Annotated in this window: 10 protein-coding genes; 1 reads left to right on the top strand and 9 read right to left on the bottom strand. The window is 46.3% G+C overall.

The features are described 5' to 3' along the window. Window positions 1-6 precede the first annotated feature (6 nt). From ACVBDU_RS20485 to ACVBDU_RS20450, 8 genes are all read right to left on the bottom strand, one after another. The gene (locus ACVBDU_RS20485; protein ID WP_447181558.1) at window positions 7-879 is read right to left on the bottom strand and encodes a sugar phosphate isomerase/epimerase family protein; all 873 of its coding nucleotides are present in this window, start codon (window positions 877-879) and stop codon (window positions 7-9) included. Between the two features lie 185 nt (window positions 880-1,064). After that, entirely contained in the window at window positions 1,065-2,105 is a 1,041-nt protein-coding gene (locus ACVBDU_RS20480) for a zinc-dependent alcohol dehydrogenase family protein (RefSeq protein ID WP_447181557.1), read from the bottom strand. A 164-nt stretch (window positions 2,106-2,269) separates the two neighbouring features. After that, a complete protein-coding gene (gene cls, locus ACVBDU_RS20475) occupies window positions 2,270-3,688 on the bottom strand; it encodes a cardiolipin synthase (protein ID WP_447181556.1) in 1,419 nt (472 codons plus the stop codon). Window positions 3,689-3,919: 231 nt separating this feature from the next. Further along, window positions 3,920-5,482, bottom strand: coding sequence for a glycoside hydrolase family 43 protein (locus ACVBDU_RS20470; protein WP_447181555.1), 1,563 nt, complete (start codon window positions 5,480-5,482; stop codon window positions 3,920-3,922). Window positions 5,483-5,625: 143 nt separating this feature from the next. Continuing rightward, window positions 5,626-6,771, bottom strand: a complete 1,146-nt coding sequence (locus tag ACVBDU_RS20465) for an endo-1,4-beta-xylanase (protein ID WP_447181554.1) — start codon at window positions 6,769-6,771, stop codon at window positions 5,626-5,628. Between the two features lie 220 nt (window positions 6,772-6,991). After that, a complete protein-coding gene (locus ACVBDU_RS20460) occupies window positions 6,992-8,926 on the bottom strand; it encodes a RagB/SusD family nutrient uptake outer membrane protein (RefSeq protein WP_447181553.1) in 1,935 nt (644 codons plus the stop codon). Between the two features lie 11 nt (window positions 8,927-8,937). After that, on the bottom strand, window positions 8,938-12,033 hold the full coding sequence (locus ACVBDU_RS20455; protein WP_447181552.1) for a SusC/RagA family TonB-linked outer membrane protein: 3,096 nt from the start codon (window positions 12,031-12,033) through the stop codon (window positions 8,938-8,940). A gap of 230 nt (window positions 12,034-12,263) precedes the next feature. After that, window positions 12,264-14,000, bottom strand: coding sequence for a glycoside hydrolase family 43 protein (locus tag ACVBDU_RS20450; RefSeq protein WP_447181551.1), 1,737 nt, complete (start codon window positions 13,998-14,000; stop codon window positions 12,264-12,266). A gap of 736 nt (window positions 14,001-14,736) precedes the next feature. Here ACVBDU_RS20450 and ACVBDU_RS20445 point away from each other — a divergent pair. Continuing rightward, window positions 14,737-18,834 carry a hybrid sensor histidine kinase/response regulator transcription factor gene (locus tag ACVBDU_RS20445; RefSeq protein WP_447181550.1) on the top strand — a complete coding sequence of 1,366 codons (4,098 nt, stop codon included), beginning with the start codon at window positions 14,737-14,739 and terminating at the stop codon, window positions 18,832-18,834. Between the two features lie 24 nt (window positions 18,835-18,858). On the opposite strand, the gene ACVBDU_RS20440 is transcribed toward ACVBDU_RS20445, so the two are convergent. Continuing rightward, on the bottom strand, window positions 18,859-20,307 hold the full coding sequence (locus tag ACVBDU_RS20440; RefSeq protein ID WP_447181549.1) for a phytoene desaturase family protein: 1,449 nt from the start codon (window positions 20,305-20,307) through the stop codon (window positions 18,859-18,861). Between the last annotated feature and the right edge of the window lie 169 nt (window positions 20,308-20,476).

The following is a 20,476-nucleotide window of genomic DNA, read 5'->3' as shown; positions in this document are numbered from 1 at the left end:
GTCCGCTCACACTTTCAAAGCCTTCATATATGCCGCATCGTTCTTCAGACTTTCCAGGGAAGATACCGGATATTCCTCCTGTTCTACGATATAATATTTAATACTGCTTTTCAGCGCATTTTTCAGGGTATTTTTCATATCTACACTTCCTTTTCCCAGGTCGCACTGAACGGGTTTTCTATTCTCTATATTATAGTCCTTTATGTGGCACAATTCGTACCGGTCACCATATTTCTTAAGGTGTGCTGCCGTATCCACTCCGGCTACATCTATCCAGCAAAGATCGAGTTCAAACATCACATGATCGGGATCGGTATTTTCCAGCAGATATTCCTGGGGGAGTTTTCCTTCCAATGGCTTAAACGAATAATCGTGATTGTGATAACCGAACTTCAATCCGGCTTTGCCTGCTTCTTTCCCGGCTCTATTCAGGTTTTCGGCAATTCTTTTCCAATCGTCCCAGCTCTTCTGTGCGCCGAGATACGGGCATAGCAGGTATTTGAGGCCTGCGCCCTCGGCCATCTCAATATTTTTCTTTAATTCGTCCGGTTTATCCGCCACTCCCATGTAGTTAAAGTGCGTACTCACCATATCCACGCCTATATCCGCGAGGAAAGCTTTCATTTCCCGGGGCGACAATCCCCACAGAAAACCTTCGGAACCGGCATAACTCTCAAACTGTTTGTATCCCATACCGGCCAGTTTGGTCATCACTCCCTTAGGATCGCCGGGCAATACATCCCGTACACTGTAAAGTTGTACCCCAAACGGGTCTATAGTTTTATTTTTTAAAACATTGGCCACCATATCGGTATGCCCCATAGCAAAGGCCCCGACGGTAAGGAGCCCAGTATTTTTCACGAAATCTCGTCTTTTCATCTTGTAATTATATTGGAGTTGAAAGATTCTTATTTAAGCCAGCCTTTACGGACTTAAGCATACCAATATACACTTTTTTCCATCTTTATGGTAAAAAAAGCATAGATATCCGTGAGTTTACGATGTTGGGGCCAGCGAAAACAAACCGGACAAACGTATTTTCGGAATATTCGTTTCAAACAATCTCAATCATTGGAAATGATAATTTTCAGCGCTTTTTCCCTCGCTCCGTTTAAGAATACCTGGTAGGCATGTTCCAGTTCATCCAGTCGAAAATGATGTGTGATCAGTTTTTTCAGGTCAAAACGATTGGTGGATACCGCTTTTAAAAGCATCGGGGTGGTATTCGTATTTACAAGGCCGGTGGTAATGGTTAGATTTTTAATCCACAGTTTCTGGATATCAAAATCTACTTTTTTACCATGTACCCCAACATTGGCAAGATGAGCTCCGGGCTTTACAATACCCTGACATATATCCCACGTTACCGGGAGGCCAACGGCTTCAATAGCGACATCTACTCCCTCTTCTCCTACAATTTTCTTTACAGCTTCTTCTGCATTCTCTTCAGCGGAATTTACAGTATGTGTTGCTCCCAGTTCTCCTGCCAATGCCAGCCGGTTTTCATCCACGTCTATCATAATTATAACAGATGGCGAATAGAACTGGGAAGTTAGAAGCACGGACATTCCCACCGGACCAGCCCCTACTATCGCTATGGCATCTCCGGGTTTTACATTACCGTATTGCACCCCTATTTCATGACCGGTTGGTAAAATATCGCTTAACAATACCGCTATCTCGTCGTCTATAGTCTCCGGAATCCTGTGCAAACTGTTATCGGCATGGGGTATACGTACGTATTCGGCCTGTACGCCGTCTATCATGTACCCCAGTATCCATCCCCCGTCCTTGCAATGGGCATACATTTGTTTTTTACAGTATTCACAGGAACCGCAGGATGTTATGCAGGAAATAAGAACTTTATCTCCTTTTTTAAATTGCGATACACCGCTCCCCGTTTCTTCGATAATACCTATACCTTCGTGCCCGAGTATGCGTCCGCTCTCTATTTCGGGATTTTTGCCTTTGTAGATCCCCAGATCCGTACCACAAATGGTGGTTTTCAAAACCTTTACGATGACATCCGTAGGTTTTTGGATTACAGGTTTCGGCCTTTCTTCCAGGGCGATGTTATGTTCGCCGTAATAAACCAATGCTTTCATTATCTTACAGATTAAAGTTATTTTTAAAATGTAAGTTTACACCATATCTTCTCCTCGCGAAATGATATTTATCATACGGAAAGTTAACCCTCGGAGTATCCAGATCGTTATCGGGAAGGGTCATAAACTTCACTTAGTGAACGAGACCGGAACAGGTAAGAGCATTACAAAAGCGGACTGAATATCCTGGCAATACCTTCGAGCATTTTGTTCAGGAAAGATCTTTGCCGGAATACGGCAAGTTCCAGCTTTTTTGCTTCGGAGCAATCCCTGTCAAAATCCTCCCGGAGCTGCATGGCAATCCCTTTGTCAAAAAGAAGAGCATTCACCTCGAAATTCTGATCGAAACTACGGTTGTCAAAATTTCCGGAACCTACGGAAGCTATTTCATCATCGACGATAATTATTTTACTGTGCAAAAACTTAACGGGATGTTCGTATATTTCCACTCCGGCATGAAGCAACTCTTCAAAATAGGAGTGCATACCGTATTTCACCAGGGAGGTGTCTGACTTTTTCGGGACCAGCAGTTTTACTTTTACTCCACCCAGGGCCGCTATTTTCAGGTTTTCCAGTATGGTGATACTCGGAATAAAATACGGATTTGCAATACATACGGACCGTTCTGCCTGGCCTATCATCACAGCATATTGATACATTACGGAAGAAAAATCGGAATCCGGTCCGCCGGCGACCACTTGTATCGTAGTTTTTCCCACTTCGCCGTTTTCCGGGAAATAACCGGGTTGCCAGAGGTCTTCTCCGCTACTGGCAAAATAGTAATCCTTTACAAAAACCCGGTGAAGGCTTCCAACGGCAGGCCCTTGAATGCAAAGGTGCATATCGTTCCATATGCCGAGATAGCGTGAAGGGTGTATATATTTATCCGAAATATTAACGCCACCGGTAAAACCTGTTTTACCATCAATAACAATGATCTTCCTGTGATTTCTGTAATTGATGGTAAAGAGTATGCTACCGAACCGCAAAGGCATGGTAGAGTATATTTTAACTCCTGTTTTCCGGAAACGTTTAATGTGTTTTCTGCTTAAAGCAAAGCTGCCGACAGCGTCGTAAATAACCCGTACTTCCACGCCCTCTTTTATTTTCCTGCGGAATAACTGAAAAAGCCTTTCCAGCAATTCCCCATCCTCAAAAATATAGAACTGTATATGAATAAAGCTTTCCGCTTTTTCCAGGGCTGTAAAAATTGCTTCGAAGGTTTTTATCCCGTCATTCAGAACGGTTACTGCATTTCCCTTTTTCGGTAAAGCTCCCGTACTGCCTTTTACCAGTTCCGATATCTTTTTTTCCTTGTCGGATGAAAATTCCGCAACCGAAGTCCTGCCGTTGGTATGGAACAAGGCATAGGTCTTCATTTCATCAATTCTCTTAAGCTTAAAGAATTTTATCTTCCTTCGGTTAATGCCGAAAAGTACATATAGCAATACCCCTATGTAAGGCAGCATAACAATAACCAGTAACCAGCTAAAGGACTTGGATGGCCTGGTACCGTATAAGATAAGCGTTACCAGGGAAACCAGCGTTATAAGGATATAAAAGATAAAAAGGACGGTTGTCATCTGTCAGGGGACTTAGCAATAACACCCCGGGATACGAATATCCTGAGTGGCTATCTTTAATTTCCGCTAACCAATTTAGTAATTCTTTTTCATTCGCACAGGAAAAAGGCATATCTCCCAGGGCAAACGCATTAAAAAAACTATAATTGAAACGTTTAATGGTTCCAGGTTCCAGGTTTCAGGTTCCAGGTTCCTCTCTTAATATAATGCGTTTACCCTGCTATACTCCGGTTATTCTTTTATATCAAAATAATCAAAATCCACATGTCCGCCAGGGTTTTGGGTCGCATAGTTGAAGAGGGCAAACCGGTATCCCATAAAGTGAGAAAGGGTGTATTTCATGTGCAACACATTTCCGATAGGCTGCCATTCTTTACCATTAAGGCTGTAGTAAAAACGAGCTTCGTCCTTTTTATTCCGGAAGTCACAAACTGCCCTGAGATGTACGACATCCTGTTCCAAAGGAATTTGTTGTACGATTTCCGGTTCTCCTGGTCCGGTATTGATCATAACCACACTCTTTTTACCATCGGCATATTGCACTCCTACCATGCCATAGAATTCCTGTAGTAAAGCCAGCCCGGCAACGTCGCCTTCTTTCATTCCGGAAACATCAATACCTGTACTTCCCGTACATTCAGGGCCGATAGTGCGCTGTGTGAGGGTATTACGTGCTTGTTCGAGAGTTTTATCCACTCTGCCTGTAATGATACGCAGAAATCCTTTTTTTCCGTTCAGGGACCAGTGTTCCGGATCGGGATTATGGTTCCATTGCCATACCAGAGGCAAAGCTGCTTCTCCTTTTTTTCTTTTAAAATCGTCCGAAGCTACAATTCCGGGAATCAGCGATTTGTTTGCCGGAAGTCCTTTCAGGGTATCCGGTACTTTACCACCTATCCCCAATACAGGCCAGCCATCTTTCCAGGTTAGCGGAACGAGATAAGGAATACGGCCTACAGCCCCGTAATCGCGAAACAGGTAAGCATACCAATCGCCATCGGGGGTATCCACGAGCCCTCCCTGGGCCACTCCTTTGTCCTGTAAAACCACTTTGCCTTCATATGGCCCGGTAATTTTATCGGCACGATGTACGAGTACGGTCCGCATACCATCCCGGGGCCAGGTTATATTAAAAAGATAGTATTTACCGTTTACCTTAAACAATTGCGAACCTTCTGCCGGAAGCGCTATATCCGTCCCGGCCGGCGCGCTGGCATTTTCAATGAGTACGCGTTCCGTACCTTCTTTGACCCCGGTAAGATCTTCTTTGAGTTCTGCCATACGCAGGTTCCCTCCTCCCCATATCATATATACCTTTCCGTCATCGTCAAAAAACAGGGTATGATCGTGATAAGAAGGACTAAAAGAAATAGTTTTCCAGGGGCCCTTTTCAATATCTCCGGTACTGTATATATACGTTTTATCGGTAGTCTGTGCAAAGGTACTCACGTAATAGGTTCCGTTGTGATAACGCAAACAACTGGCCCAGGATCCTTTGCCATATGCACTTTTACCATCGGCCAGGTTAAGAGCTTCGTTGTCCGGGTCCAGGATATCATAGGCATAGTTTACGATCTCCCAGTTGGACAGGTCTTCGGATTTCATAACCGGTACCCCCGGATTCATGTGCATGGTGGTACTGCTCATGTAATAGGTATCTCCCACCCGTATCACGGACATGTCCGGAACGTCGGCATGTATTATGGGATTATGTGCGGAATGAGATTGCGCCCGAAGGCTGTGACCATACAAAATAATGATTCCCAGGATAATATTTATACAACGATAATACATGCTTACCAGGTTTAGGTTTTGTTTTCTTCTTATCCGGATACTTTTAATTTTTAACCGGGGGCTCCTGCTCTTCCGAAGTTACGATTATTTACAAAGAACGCTATTCCGGGAAACGTTCGGACAGTTTATTTCATCATACATGATTACCTGCTGTTACGGATCAGCCCCAGAATAGAATCCATGGCCGGTTTGGGTTGATTATTACGGTCAAACAGCAGCGGATAGTCCGTTCTTCCGGGTACCGGCCAGTTATTGCGCCAGGAATTGCCATCGTTTACTCCCCAGAAGGTCACGCGTGTAATCTTGTCTGCATGTTTTAAAAAAAGTTTGAATAACCGGGTATAACGCTCGTCAAACTGACGGCGGATACTATCCGTTAGTCCTTCGGCATAGGGATCCATTTCCTTACTGTATTTAAAATTTGCCGAGACCTCAGCTCCTGTTCTCTCCCACGGAGAAGGCAATACGGTAAGATCGAGTTCTGTTATCATTACTTTTGCTCCCAGGCCGGAAAATGCCAGGATCGTTTTTTCCAGTTCTTCAATAGCAGGTTCGTTCAGTCCCACGTGTCCCTGCATACCAATACCATCTATAGTTATGCCTTCTTCCCGAAGCTTTTTTACAAGCCTCACGATCCCTTCCCGCTTTTCCGGTATGGCCGTGGAATAATCGTTATAATACAATTCTGCTTCCGGATCGGCTTCACGGGCAAATTCAAAGGCCAGTTTCAGGTAATCTTCTCCTATAATCTGATAGAATTTACTTTTCCGCAATTCACCATTATCCAGTACGGCTTCATTCACCACATCCCAGGTATGGACCCTGCCTTTGTAACGCCCTACCACGGTATGGATGTGTTCTTTCATCCGTTGAATAAGCACTTCCCTGTTTACTGTGTTTCCGTTTTCGTCTTCAAAAAACCATTCAGGTGCCTGTGAATGCCAAATCAGGGTATGCCCGTTGATCTGCATTCCGTTTTGTTCGCCGAATGCTACAAATTTATCGGGCAGGGTAAAATTATAGATGTCTTCCGCAGGATGTATCCGTTCGCTTTTCATGCAATTCTCCGCTACAACAGCGTTAAACTGTTTTTTTACCAGGGCCATTTCATCTGCACTCTTTCCTGCTATCTGGCTCTCATTAAGTGCGGTGCCTATGTGAAATTTACCGGCATAGGCATCTTTTAACGTACTCTTTCCCGCTATATGATCCATTCCTTTATGAGCTGTTACTCCGGCAATAAAGCCACCAATACAAAGCAAGCTTACTATCCGTTTTTTTCTTTTCATATTTTATGTAATATTTCCGTTTTTAACGACGAGTTCTTTATCATCTCCAATCCGGTCCTGACTATTCTTCAGGATATATGCCAAGAAACAGGGACTTCTGTATAAAGCAGTCCCTGTTCCATAAACAAACTCCATAGCTAAGTTCAACAGAGTTTTCTTTTTTCTGTTCCGGAACTCCGGGAAACTTCGCCGGGGGATCCTTCACAGCACCATACGGGATTTAATACCCGGGGTTCTGATAATTACTCTTGTCCCCTTCCATGGCATCCAGCTGACCTTGCGGAATGGGGCGCAAATAGTGATATGGCTGAATGTTACGTGTAACGGTCTCGGGGGTATGGTCTCCGTAATTCCTTCCGCCGATTTCGTAAGTAGCGGCAAGCTCTTCCCATTTTTGCGTACGTATCAGATCGTACCAGCGATAACCCTCGCCGTAGTATTCGCGCGAACGCTCGGCAAGAATATAGTCGATATCTATATCCGTCGGGGTAGCGGCGACCATTGCGGCACTATTGTCCTCTGTTTTTTCCATGTTCCCGTTGTTGTCCCAACGCCATTTTCCGGCACGTTCACGGATAACATTAATAAGGTCGTATGCGCTTTGTCCGCCGGATGCGCCTTTTACGGCCGCTTCGGCAGCAATGAAATACAGTTCCGAAAATTTGGCAATGTTAAAAGGGCGCGTACTTCCGGCATTGGGTTCTCCTAATCCACTACCGCTGTCCGTACGATACGGGCCAAGCTTCCAAAGGCCGGGATAAACGATCCTGCTTATCCCTTCGGGCGATATGACAAAATCGGATCTTCCGGGTAATACGCCCGCACCTACATTGGCGCCCTCGCTCACCGGGGTAATGTAATCTATGCTTTCGGCCGGTTCTTCGTTCAGGAAAGTTAGGATCGCGTCGCCCGGATGGACTTCCATGGAATTGGCATTATACAAAGAACCGCTAATGCCTGCCTTGTCCCAGTTACCACGGTACACGGTGGTAAAGGTCCCGTCGTAGCGGGAATCGTTTTCCTTATCGGCAAATGTATTGGTAATAGCTCCTATGGTGGGGCACATACGGGTCCAGGGGCGGCCCAGGGCCTGTACCGCTTCTCTTTGAACGGAACTTACAGGCTCCCAGCCTGAGCTCGATGAACTGCTGTTGATCACCGTATAGTTCCAGGTCATCATCCAGCCCGCAAAGTTATCGGGGGCGCCGCCATTACCCCAGGTAAGGCTTCCGCCATTATAAAACTCGCTGGTTTCGGTATGGTCGGCATACAGCAGTATTTCATTATTGCGGTCGTTCGGCGCCAGGTTTACGTCATAAAAAGTTTCCTGCAAACCAAAAGGGCCCGGGTTGTTGATGGCCTCTATAGCCACATCGTATGCCTGCTGAAAATACCACTGTGCATCGTGCCCGTCCGGATCGGTCCGGCCTGTTTCCGGGTAGGTGGGGATATTGTTCGGGTTTTCCAGCCACCACCCGTAGGTGAGATAGGCTTTGGCCAGGTAAAGGCGTGCCAGTGTTTTGGTTGCGCCGCCGGTAACGCGGCCGGCATCCGGCAGATCGTTAACGGCTGTGAGAAGGTCCGGAAATATGGCCCTGGTATAGACTTCGGGTACGGTATTGCGTTCGGAAGTCCTCGAAGGGTTGGTATTGAACGTCAGTTCGCCCGCTCCCAGGTCTAAAGATACACCTCCGAACGTCTGTACCAGCATAAAATAATCGAACGCGCGGAAAAACCTGGCTTCCGCGATCAGGTCATCCGAAATTCCCACTTCGGCAGCATTTTCAATGATACCGCTGGCGGTATTGATGTTGGAATATGCGGTTCCCCACAATACATCGGCCCGGCTAGTCGTGGAAGTTATGCTTCCTCCTACACCACTGAGGTCCATGACCTGAAAATTCTGGTCCGCACTCTGCGCATAGGTCACTTCATCGGTACCGGTAAGGCAGGTATTGTAATAATACGCCTGGCCGTATATGTAACGCAGGTGGGCATACATGGATGTCAATCCGCCACGGACCCCGGCTTCGGTAGCAAAAAAGCTGGGTTCATAAATGCTGCGCGGCTCTTCATCCAGAATATCGGAGCACGATGTCAGGAACAACGCCATCAAGGCCGCTCCCATAAATGTTTTTATATATATCCTCTTCATTATAGATTTTTTTAGAATGTTACATTAAGCCCTAACATATAATTGCGTGTTGCCGGTGCGTTGGTGCCTATGGTAAGCAAACGGCTGGGGTATGTCCCCGTCACTGCCGCATTTTGATCTGCATATGAGTTGGTTTCGGGGTCCATACCGGTTTCCCTGTGGAAAGGCGAAAACACAACAAAAGGGTTTTGCACGGTGGCGTAAAGTCTCAGGTTTCCGATACCGGCTTTTTTCAGCCAGTCGTTCTGATCAAAATTATAGCCCAGGGTTATGGTACGTATCTTGAGGTATGAGGCATCGAAATACCCCAGGGTACTTCCGTACTTGGGATTGTCCCCACTCATAATGCCCCCGGGTGCGGGATATTTGGCATCGGTATTCTCCGGGGTCCAGTAGTCTACTTTTACGTTGTTGCGCCTTCCGCTCAGCATATTGAGGTACCCGGATGCCGTGTGAAGTGTACTGATGAGTGTACCTCCGCTCCTGAAGGCTCCTACCGTAATGAGATCAAAATTTTTATAGGCTACACGGGTATTGAAACCTCCCTGGAAATCGGGTTGCATGTTAATGATCTGCCGGTCCTCAGGGCCGATTTCCCTTGTGGGCGAACCGTCCTCGTTGTAATCACCGGCATATTTTGCCTTGATCATCCCTACATTCCCGCCCGGTTCCAGGATATCCAGGTAGGGATCCCCTTCCTGCCAGAGCCCTGTGTATTCGTAGTCATAAACCACATTAATAGGATGTCCTACAAACCACCAGTTTCCTTCGTCCCTGTCCGTTCCGGAAGCGAGCGACACCAGTTTGTTCCGGTTGCCGTATATATTGATCCCGGCCTCCCATGTCCAGCCACCGGGGGTGTCGAGGATCAAACCGTTGAGGGAGAATTCCAGGCCTTTGTTCTGGGTTTCCCCTATATTGGCCGTATAACTGCCCACTCCGGAGGTGGCGGGCAGGCCAACGCCGAGAAGAAGGTCTTTGGTGTTCGTCACATAATACTCGATGGTACCGGACAGGCGATTGTTCAATAAGGAAAAGTCGAGTCCGTAATTCCAGGTCTCGGAGTATTCCCATCCCAGATTGGCATTGGGTAGCGTAGACACAAAGTACCCTGTTGCGTAGTCGTCATCACCGAAGTTGTAAGGCCTGGTGGCCAGACGTCCAAGCGTGGCATAGGGGGAAATGGCCTGGTTGGACGTTTGCCCGTAACCAACACGCAGTTTCAGCATATCCACAAAGGATACATTGTCCATAAAAGATTCCTTTTTGATATTCCATCCTGCCGACACCGCAGGATACGTATGCCATTTGTGCCCCGGTGCGAGCCTGGAAGAACCATCGGAACGCACAGTGGCCGACAGCATATAGCGGTCATCGTAGGAATACATAACACGGCCCATCCACGACATCAGCCCCCAGAGTTCATAAACCTGATCTTCCGGGTTTATGGTGATCTCTCCGTCGGCATGCCCCAGGTTGTAGAACTGAAAATGCTCGGCAGGGATGTCTCTTGCTGCCATGCGTGACCTGGTAAATTTATTCTGCTCGGTAGAATACAGAGCCGTTACATTGATATTGTGTTTTTTGGCAAAGGTGCGGTCGTAAGTCAACAGGTGTTCGACCAGCCAGTGAAACGTATGCGAATTGCTGACAGAAGCTGTTGAAGGCGTATTTTCATTGACACTGTTTACTCCTCTTCCCTGAAAAGCCCCTCCGTTGGACTGGCGATAATCCAGTCCGACATTCATACGGTATTTCAAGCCTTCTACCCAGGGAATACTTACTTCCCCGTAAAGAGAATTGTACGTGGCAAACCCCCTGGTCTCACTCAGCCACCGGTCTCCCAATCCTTCTACTACATCCCGGGTATATACCCAGGAATCATCCAGGGCCGAACTTACGGTCCGTTTCAACGTACCGTCTTCATTATACGGATTGATAAGCGGGGACATGCCCAGCGGGCCTCCGACACCGATCTGGTTGCCCTTGCTAACATTGTAGTTGTTATTTGAGCTTAAACCTACGCGAAGGTGTTCCCCGATCTGCTGGTCTATGGTGGTCCGCATGGAAATACGTTCGTATTGCTGTGTCGGGATTACGCCTTCGTCTTTAAGGTATCCCACGCCAAAGTTAAAGCTTCCTTTTTCGCTCCCTCCCGTAACCGTAACATCGTGACTGGTCAGTATCCCCGTTCTGTACAACAGGTCCTGCCAATCGGTATCTACATCGTTAAATTCATCCGGGCCGTTCTCATACAGACCGGCTGCTTCGCGGAGCGCTACGAATTCGGGGCCGTTCATCATGGGATATTTGGCAAAAACGGACCGTGTTCCGAAATAACCGTTGTAACTTATTTTGGCTTCCTCACCCCTGTACCCCTGGTTGGTTGTCACCAGGACAACGCCATTGGCCCCGCGGGAGCCGTAAATGGCCGTAGCGGAGGCATCTTTCAGGATATCGATACTCTTGATGTCCGCAGGGTTTATATCTGCGATAGATCCTGTAAACGGAATACCATTCAGTACCACCAGCGGATCATTACTGGCCGTAAGTGAGCGGGTACCACGTATACGTATCTGCATGGTGGCCCCCGGCTGGGACGATGTTTGCGATATCTCTACCCCGGGCATACGCCCCTGCAGGGACTGCGTGATATTGGGTGTGGCTACTTCGCGCATCATATCCCCGCTTACGGAAACCACCGATCCGGTTACTGCTTCTTTTCGCTGGGTTCCGTAGCCTACAACCACCACTTCATCAAGTAGCTGTAAGTCTTCTTCCATAGTAACATTCACGGTGGATTGTCCTCCAACGGTTACTTCCGTAGTTTTAAACCCGATATAGGAAAATACGAGCACGGTATTTTCTCCGGGTACTTCAATAGAATAATTACCGTCGAAGTCGCTCACAGTTCCGGTATTGCTATCTTTTACCCGGACACTCACTCCCGGGAGTTCCCTTCCGGATTCGTCCAGGGTCTGCCCGGTTACGGTTTGCTGCGCGTTGGCACCGACCGTAAAAAACAGCAGGAATATCAGGGGGCAGGCAATCCGGAGAAACCATGAACACCTCCATTGCAAAAAAGATCGTAGAATTACACTTTGCATAGAATTTGATTTTAAAGGTTAATTAAAAACCAAGGCGTATGCGGAAGGCAACTATAAAAGAACAGCGGCATTCCACGAAGACATTCTCTTTGTTTACAGACCTGGTTTTTAATTTTTTGATTGGTTAAACTTCATATACCATTATCAACATAAGCCGGTATGTCCGAAAAGATATTGGGGGGCGCAAAGGTTCCACGGTATGTATTGGCACGTGAAACTCTTATTGTGTTTTAAAACTCTTTGGAACTGGCATACATCCCTACGGTGGTACCTGTAAAGCCGGATGCATTGGCGGTGGATAAATGCCTTGCAGGTACCCGGCCTGCCACCCTGCTCCAATCATTTTCTCCCTGTTTACAGAAAAAATCAAAGTATTTACCGGATGAGATTATTTTCAGTGCAACGGGTACGGAGGCTTCACTTGCCGGAATATCCCGGCTTCCGAGTATTTCCGTCCCTTCGGGACTGATCTTCTGAACGGATACTTCCGTTCCTTCTCCTTTTTTTCGCACCAGTAATCCGTATTGATGTTTTTCATCCTTAAACAATAACAATCCGGCCCGGTCATTTTCTGTTTCCGGAACAAAATGCAATGCGGTCTCACATTGAAACTTGTGGTGTTGTACTCTTCTGGATACAAAAGCCGGTTCTTTTAATTCGGTGGTATTTACATCCGTACATTTAAGGGCCAGGTAGTCCGGTTTGTCCTTTAAGGAATACAGGCTATCTGCCGGTCCGCGTAAGGTCATCCATTCCGGGGGTAGTTGTCCGGTATTAAACTCCTCTTTTACCGAAAAATTTCCGAAGGTCACCTTATCTTTTCTTGTCGTCCCATCCATTTTCAGTATCCTGGGCACAACTTCATCTTCCCGGGTCATATAAGGGAATCCGTCTTCGCTCCAGTGTACCGGCATTAAAAATGTTTCCCTGCCCAGGTTTTCAAATTCGTTTTCTATGGGCCGGCATGCCAGGAATACGGCCCACCATTCGCCGTCCTGTTTTTGAATGAGATCGGCATGGCCGGCACAGGTAATGGGCAAGGGCCGTTCCGGATCGAGGTGTTTTTGGGTAAGAATGGGATTTTTATCCCAAGGCTTATACGGCCCCATGGCAGTTTCCGAAGAAAATATCACCTCCCGGTGATTCACGGAGGTCCCTCCTTCGGCGCACATCAAAAAGTATTTGCCGTCTATCTTATAAACATGCGGGCCTTCTATCCAGATCGGCTTTTCTTTTAAATCCACGCCCCCGTTGATAAGCATTTTACTGACACCTGTCGTTTTTTCGCTTTCCACGTCAAATTCCAGGATACGGATGGCACGGTGGCCATCGTAAGTAGACCCTCCGTCGGGTTCGTCATTGTTTACTATATACGCCTTTCCGTCATCATCGAAAAAGAAAGAAGGGTCAATACCGTGAACATCCGGAAGCCATACAGGATCGGACCATTCGCCGAAAGGGTCTTTGGTCTTTACAAAAAAGTTTCCTCCACCAATATTGGTGGTTATCATATAATAGGTCTTATTATGCGGATTATAGCTAATGGCGGGAGCAAAAATCCCCTGGCTGGTCCGTTGCCCGTCCAGTTTCAGTTGAGAAGGGCGTTCCAGTATATTTCCGATCTGCTCCCAGTTTACCAGGTCTTTGCTGTGAAAGATGGGAACCCCGGGAAAATAGGAGAAGGTACTTGTTACCAGAAAATAATCGTCCCCGTTACGGCAAATACTGGGATCCGAATACCATCCGGGAAGAATGGGATTGTAAAAAGATGCGGCATCCGGCAGGGGATTCTCCTTGTAAAAATCGTCTTCACCCTTGTAATGAAAATAATCAAAGTATGCCGTCCGGGCATTCCATTGCTCCTTTTCTCCCTCCTTCTCTTTCCGTCCGCAGGCAGCTAATTGCACACATAGAATTATAAGGAACAGGTTTTTTAATCGTAACGAACAGGTCGTGAATTCTGGCATGGCTGGTTTTCTGATATGTTTTAATATTAAATGAGTGATGAAAGCTTCCCGCTAACTAATACCGGGATACTTTGGTTTTATTAGTTGTGCCGTAACAATAAAACAGCATGGTACGGATACCGGGTTACTCCCTAAGTGAGATTTATGCTCCGTCCGGAGGTGATTGACTTTATCATTTCACCGGTTATAAAATTATTTCTTCGGGTACAATAAGGGTATTCGCCAGGTTACAATTTTTTTCCGGTACGTTACAACATTTTAAAACCGCAACACATTTAACAATAATTAACCTACATCAGATATAAAAACAGTATTTTTTAATCTTTTTTAGTAACAAATCCTCATATAAATGTCTATTCAAAAATCAATATCCTATTACCATCAAATCCAAATCCCTCTCCTTACAAGGATAAACACCTGATAATCAATTAAAAAATATGATTTTACCGCACACCTGTATTGACAAATACTTTTCATTATTTAAATACTTTAAAAAACCACACTACACGGACACTGTTAATATTTTTTTAGCATAAAAATTGAGAATATCAAAAAATAACAATACATTGTAGTCATTAAAACTATATGGTGTATATACAATACACTATACCGGTTTTAGAGCGAGGTCTGCGGAGCCGGAAAACCGTTTTGTTTTTAGTATATAACAACTGTTTCGGAGGATCAATAGAAATTATATACCAGTACCCTGTTTTAGTTTAATTTCAGAGCGACCACCATGATAAAGAACATAGTATCCAGGTATTTTAAGTCCCTAATCACTTTTACAGGTCCGTTTTTGTGTGTGGCCATAAGTTGCCTGCTTTTTATCCCGATGGCATGGGGCCAATCGGGGAAATTATACTCCACCGATGCCGAACTGTCAAGCAGTCTTGTCAACCAGGTCTATTCGGATTCCAGGGGTTTTATCTGGGTAGCTACAGAAGACGGGGTGAACCGCTATGACGGGGCCAAATTCCGAAAAATAAAACACGATGAACGGGATACTTCCTCGATTTTAAACAACTACATCCGCGTTATTTTTGAAGACAATAAAAACCGCCTGCTATTCGGTTTTTTCAACGGACTGCAAATGTATGACTACGATACGCAGTCTTTTACCGAAATTCCTATCTATAACCGGGACAAGACCAGGCTGCACCCCCATATAACATCGATTACGCAGCGGAAGAACGGAGATATTCTGATCGGCACTTCCGGGTTCGGGATTTTTATATTGAAAAAGGAAAACCGGCAGTATTCCGGAATACGCATGGACCCGTTAATTTCATCGGACTTTATCACTAAACTTTTTGAAGATGATTCCGAAAATTTATGGATACTGACCCATGACCAGGGACTTTTCCGGGTTTCTCCAGATAAGAAAACAAACAATTTTTTTACTGCCAATACGGGAGACGGAAATATTTCCAGCATTTGCCAGGTTCAAAACGGGGATATTTATGCCGCGAACCTCAATCAAGGACTTTTTAAATACGATAAAGAGCAAAAGTCTTTCCGCCCCGTTGCCGGGAAAAACCGGAAACAACTATCCGTAAAAACGCTATATGTAAGCGGGGAAAACGAAATTCTTATCGGAACGGACGGGGAAGGCATTAAACTGTTCAACACTCAAAACCGGCAAATAAGCGACCTGAACCCCGGGGTAGACAAATTTGACTTCTCCAGGGCAAAAGTGCACTCCATTACAGAAGATCGGTCCGGGAACCTTTGGCTGGGTATTTATCAGAAAGGGGTTATGTTAATCCCTTCCACCTCCAATAATTTTAAATATATAGGATACCAATCCGCGCAAAACAACGCCATTGGTTCCAATTGTGTCATGTCGGTACTTAAAGACCACCAGGGTGTATTATGGGTGGGGACGGACGGGGACGGCCTGTATGGTGTAGCCCCGGATGGCAGGCAGATAGCCCATTTTGCCCCTCCGCATGCCCCTGCTACCATTATGTCGGTTTTCGAAGATTCCGAACATAATTTATGGGTAGGTTCTTATCTCAAAGGCCTGGCAAAAGTAAACCGCAAAACAGGGAAGTTTGATTATGTAGACCGGATTGTCGACGATCAGTCGCACAAGGTGGAGAGTATATATGCCATTACGGAAGACAGGGACAAAAACCTTTGGATCGGTTCTATGGGCGCCGGGCTGTTTTCTATTAACCTGAAAACCAACAAGGTAACAAGGCACTGCCGGGCATCCAACGGTAAAGCAGGTGACCGGCTGAACAACAAATGGATAAACTGCTTATTATATACGGACGATAACCAATTGTATATCGGCACCTATGACGGGCTCGGTTTCCTCGATCTCAATACCATGTCCTTTATAAACAAAGAAAACACCAATCATATACTCGGTAACAATATTGTTTATACGCTTTATAAAGACAAGGATAAAAACATCTGGATAGGTACTTCCGAAGGATTGTACCGCAAATCCTCCAACCCGGGAAATCTTAAAAAATTCACCAATGCCGACGGTTTGTCCAGCGATTTTATCTGCGCAGTCCGGGGCGATGAAAAAGGGAACCTGTGGATAAGTACACATTACGGTATATCCCGATTAGACATTAAAAAACAGCATTTTACCAATTATTACATCAACGACGGTCTCCAGGGAAACGAGTTCAGCAAAGGAGCCGCCTACTCCGGTCATTCGGGAGAAATTATCTTCGGGGGAACCAATGGCGTAACCTTTTTTGCCCCGGAACTTATAAAAGACGGCGGAAAAACTCCCGATGTAAAAATTACCGCTTTTTATGTGCAGAACAAGGAAGTAAAAAAGGGAACGAAATCCGGGAACTATGCTATTATCGATAAAAATATTTCGGAATCCGACACCGTACAACTGGCTCATCAAGACAATACGTTCAGTATTGAGTTCGCCACTGCCGACTTCACCGCCCCGGAAAAGATCACCTATTACTATTCCCTGAACCGGAACGATTGGGTGAGCCTGAGACAAACGGGCAATAATGTAACCTTTAACGACCTGTCTCCCGGAACGTATACATTCCGGGTAAAAGCCAGGGAAAACAAGACTTTTTCCGTACCCCAGGAGATAACCATAATCATTCACCCTCCGTGGTACGCATCCGTACTGGCAAAAATATGCTATGTCGTGCTTGCCATACTCATCGGTATCCTGATCTACCATCAAATACACCAGCGGTACAGAACCCGGCAAAAGATCCGGAAACAGCAATATCACAACCAGATAAATGAAGCCAAGCTACAGTTTTTCATCAATATTTCGCATGAAATAAAGACTCCTATTTCCTTAATCATCAACCCGCTGAACAAGCTTATTCGTTCCGACGGTGACCCGGACCGGCAGAGGAGTTACAAACTTATGCAGCGGAACTCCGAACGCATCCTCCACCTTATCAACCAGCTGATCGATGTGCGGAAAATAGACAAAGGACAAATAGCCCTGAAATTCCAGAAAACGGAGATCATCGGTTTTATTCATAAGGTATGTACCATTTTTGAAGACCAGATACAAACCAAAAACATACGTTTCGAATTCCGTCACAGCCTACCTTCGCTATACATGTTCGCGGACCCTGCATATTTTGACAAGGTGATCCAGAACGTACTTTCCAATGCTTTTAAATTTACCCCGGACAACGGCACTATTCTGCTGGCTCTGGAAACGGTAAGGCACAGTAATGGTGAAGACTATGCCAGGATAACCGTAAAAGATAACGGCATCGGCATTAAACCGGAGGAGACCGAACGCATATTTAACCGTTTTTACCAAAACCCGAATGCCGACAAACCTGCGGAGGGCACCGGGATAGGCCTGCATTTTACCCGATCTATCGTAAACCTGCATCACGGTACCATCCGGGCGGAAAGCGACCCGACTTCCGAAGGCGCTACTTTTGTTATAGAAATTCCCCTGGAAGCACATCATTTCGGGATGGAATCTTCATCGCAACCGAATACTTTGCTGCCGGAATACGAGCCTAAACGAGAGCCTTATATCACCAATTTTTACCCGGATACCGAAGACAGGCACGTACGGTCCAGAACCAAGTACAACGTACTTATCGTAGATGATGACGAGGACATTCGCAATTACCTTCACAAAGAACTGGCCCCTTTGTACCATGTTGCGGAATGCTGTAACGGCAAACAGGCCATTGTCCGTATCCTGCAAAAAAATCCGGACCTTATTATCAGCGATGTAAAAATGCCGGAGATAGATGGCATTACGCTTTGTAAAAGAATTAAACAAAATGTGAATATCAATCATATCCCTGTGATACTGCTCACGGCAAAAACAACAGTAAACGATAATATCGAAGGACTGGCCACGGGAGCGGATGCCTACCTCTCCAAACCTTTTAATATGGAGATCCTGAAAAAAACGGTACGCAACCTCATACAAAACAGGGAATTATTAAAAAACATATACAGCGGAAATCAGGTCAAAGAAGATAACCTGTATAAAATCGATATTAAATCGGCAGACGAAAAACTATTACAAAAAGTAACCTGCCTCATTAACGATAATATCAGTAACCCGGACCTCCATGTGGAAATGATGGCAACGGAAATCGGTATCAGCCGTGTTCACCTGTTCCGGAAGTTAAAAGAACTCACCAACCAGTCCCCCCGCGATTTTATCCGGAACATCCGCCTGAAACAGGCCGGTGAACTGTTAACTTCAAAAAACCTGAGTGTAACGGAAGTGGCTTATGCCACAGGCTTTTCCAATGTGTCGAAGTTCTCCTCCGGTTTTAAGGAATTTTACGGGGTAACCCCTACGGTGTACCGGGAGAAAGAACCGGAAACTGTGGTGAAATAGGTTTGCCGGGGGGTATCTGTACTTTTATTGTTTCGGGGTCGGGCTCTCTGTCCGGATTCCCATGTCCTTCAATACCCTGACAGCAGCATGATACCCACACATGCCGTGTACCCCTCCTCCGGGCGGTGTGGAGGATGAACAGAGATACAAGCCTTTTGCAGAGGTGCGGTATGGAGAACTCCTGAGGGCGGGACGGGTAAAAAGCTGGCGGATATCCATAAGTCCGCCATTAATATCTCCTCCTATATAGTTAGGGTTATACGCCTGCATCTCCCCGGTATTCATCGTATTCCGGGCAAGGATAAGGTCTTTGAACCCGGGGGCAAAACGTTCTACCTGGTTTTCAATAACGGCGGTGCGGTCTGCCGCAGAACCGTGAGGTACATGGCAATAAGCCCAGGCGGTATGTTTTCCTTTCGGCGCCCTGGTCGTGTCAAACAAACTTTGCTGGGCCAGCAGTACAAAAGGTTTATCGGTTAACCTGCCTTTTCCCGCTTCCCTTTCGGAATGCACTATCTCTTCCATCGTATTCCCCAGGTGCACCGTTCCTGCCTTTCTGCAGACTTCCGCCGTAAAGGGTATGGGGCCATCGAGGGCCCAGTCTATTTTAAATACGCCCATTCCGTAACGATAGCGTTTTAACTGCCACTTGTAGACCGAAGAAAATGTATGCCCGGCAATTTCCAGTAATTGCCGGGGCGTAACGTCAAAAAGAACGGCACGGGCAGATGGCAATTGTTCTAACGATCTCACATGCAACCCGGTCCGGACAGTTCCTCCCAACGAGGAGAAATAAGAAGCAAGGGCATTGGCGATGCTTTGCGAACCTCCTTTTGCTATGGGCCACCCTCCCATGTGCCCGGATACGGAAAGGACAAGCGCTGTGGCCGATGTGGTCCAGTTCGTCAAAGGCTGTAACGAGTGGGCCGCCATACCGGCCCATAGTCCCCTGCCCTTCTCCGTGGCAAAGCGATTGGCAAACCTTGTGGCCGGTTGCAGGGCTTTCCACCCGAATTTCAACATTTTTACCGGGTGTGAAGGTATGGACAAAGGCCCCAGTACATCCGGGGCTATCTGTTTCCAGTATTTTTTAAACGGTTTGTATGTATCCAGGTAGACTTCTTTATCGGAACCTAGTGAATTTGCTGTCCGCTCCACCGAACGTTCCAGGTGAGCCGCCGAGCCATCGTCAAAAGGATGTGCGCAGTCCACTTCGGGCAGAATGTATTCCAGGCCGTGTTCGTGAAGCGGAAGTTGCGATAAATAAGGAGAAGCAATTGCCGTAGGATGAATGGCGGAACAGACATCGTGACGGAACCCGGGCAGGGTCAGTTCCATAGTCCGCATTCCCCCACCTATTGTATCTTTTCCTTCCACCAGCAAAACCTTCAGCCCTTCGGACTGGAGTTTTATTGCGGCGGCAAGGCCATTCGGCCCCGACCCTACCACTATGGCATCGTATTCCGTTTGCATGTTACCCGGTGGTTATGGCTATTGTTCCTGTATCCTTGTATATACGAATATCCGAAAAATTATTTGGTTTTATGCTTTCCCGCCGGGGCTTCGATACATTCCGGGCATAGCCCGGAACACTCAGCCGCCTTTGCCCGGGCTGTAAAAGTTTATTTTTACGATATCGAAA

It is taken from the genome of Sinomicrobium endophyticum (assembly GCF_052983315.1).
This window is presented reverse-complemented; position numbering and strand designations above follow the sequence as displayed.

Excerpts from the sequence above, each read along its gene's own strand:
- ACVBDU_RS20460 (WP_447181553.1), bottom strand. The coding sequence starts at position 8,926 with ATGAAGAGGATATATATAAAAACATTTATGGGAGCGGCCTTGATGGCG.
- ACVBDU_RS20470 (WP_447181555.1), bottom strand. The coding sequence starts at position 5,482 with ATGTATTATCGTTGTATAAATATTATCCTGGGAATCATTATTTTGTAT.
- ACVBDU_RS20455 (WP_447181552.1), bottom strand. The coding sequence starts at position 12,033 with ATGCAAAGTGTAATTCTACGATCTTTTTTGCAATGGAGGTGTTCATGG.
- ACVBDU_RS20465 (WP_447181554.1), bottom strand. The coding sequence starts at position 6,771 with ATGAAAAGAAAAAAACGGATAGTAAGCTTGCTTTGTATTGGTGGCTTT.
- ACVBDU_RS20445 (WP_447181550.1), top strand. The coding sequence starts at position 14,737 with ATGATAAAGAACATAGTATCCAGGTATTTTAAGTCCCTAATCACTTTT.
- ACVBDU_RS20485 (WP_447181558.1), bottom strand. The coding sequence starts at position 879 with ATGAAAAGACGAGATTTCGTGAAAAATACTGGGCTCCTTACCGTCGGG.
- ACVBDU_RS20450 (WP_447181551.1), bottom strand. The coding sequence starts at position 14,000 with ATGCCAGAATTCACGACCTGTTCGTTACGATTAAAAAACCTGTTCCTT.
- ACVBDU_RS20480 (WP_447181557.1), bottom strand. The coding sequence starts at position 2,105 with ATGAAAGCATTGGTTTATTACGGCGAACATAACATCGCCCTGGAAGAA.
- cls (WP_447181556.1), bottom strand. The coding sequence starts at position 3,688 with ATGACAACCGTCCTTTTTATCTTTTATATCCTTATAACGCTGGTTTCC.
- ACVBDU_RS20440 (WP_447181549.1), bottom strand. The coding sequence starts at position 20,307 with ATGCAAACGGAATACGATGCCATAGTGGTAGGGTCGGGGCCGAATGGC.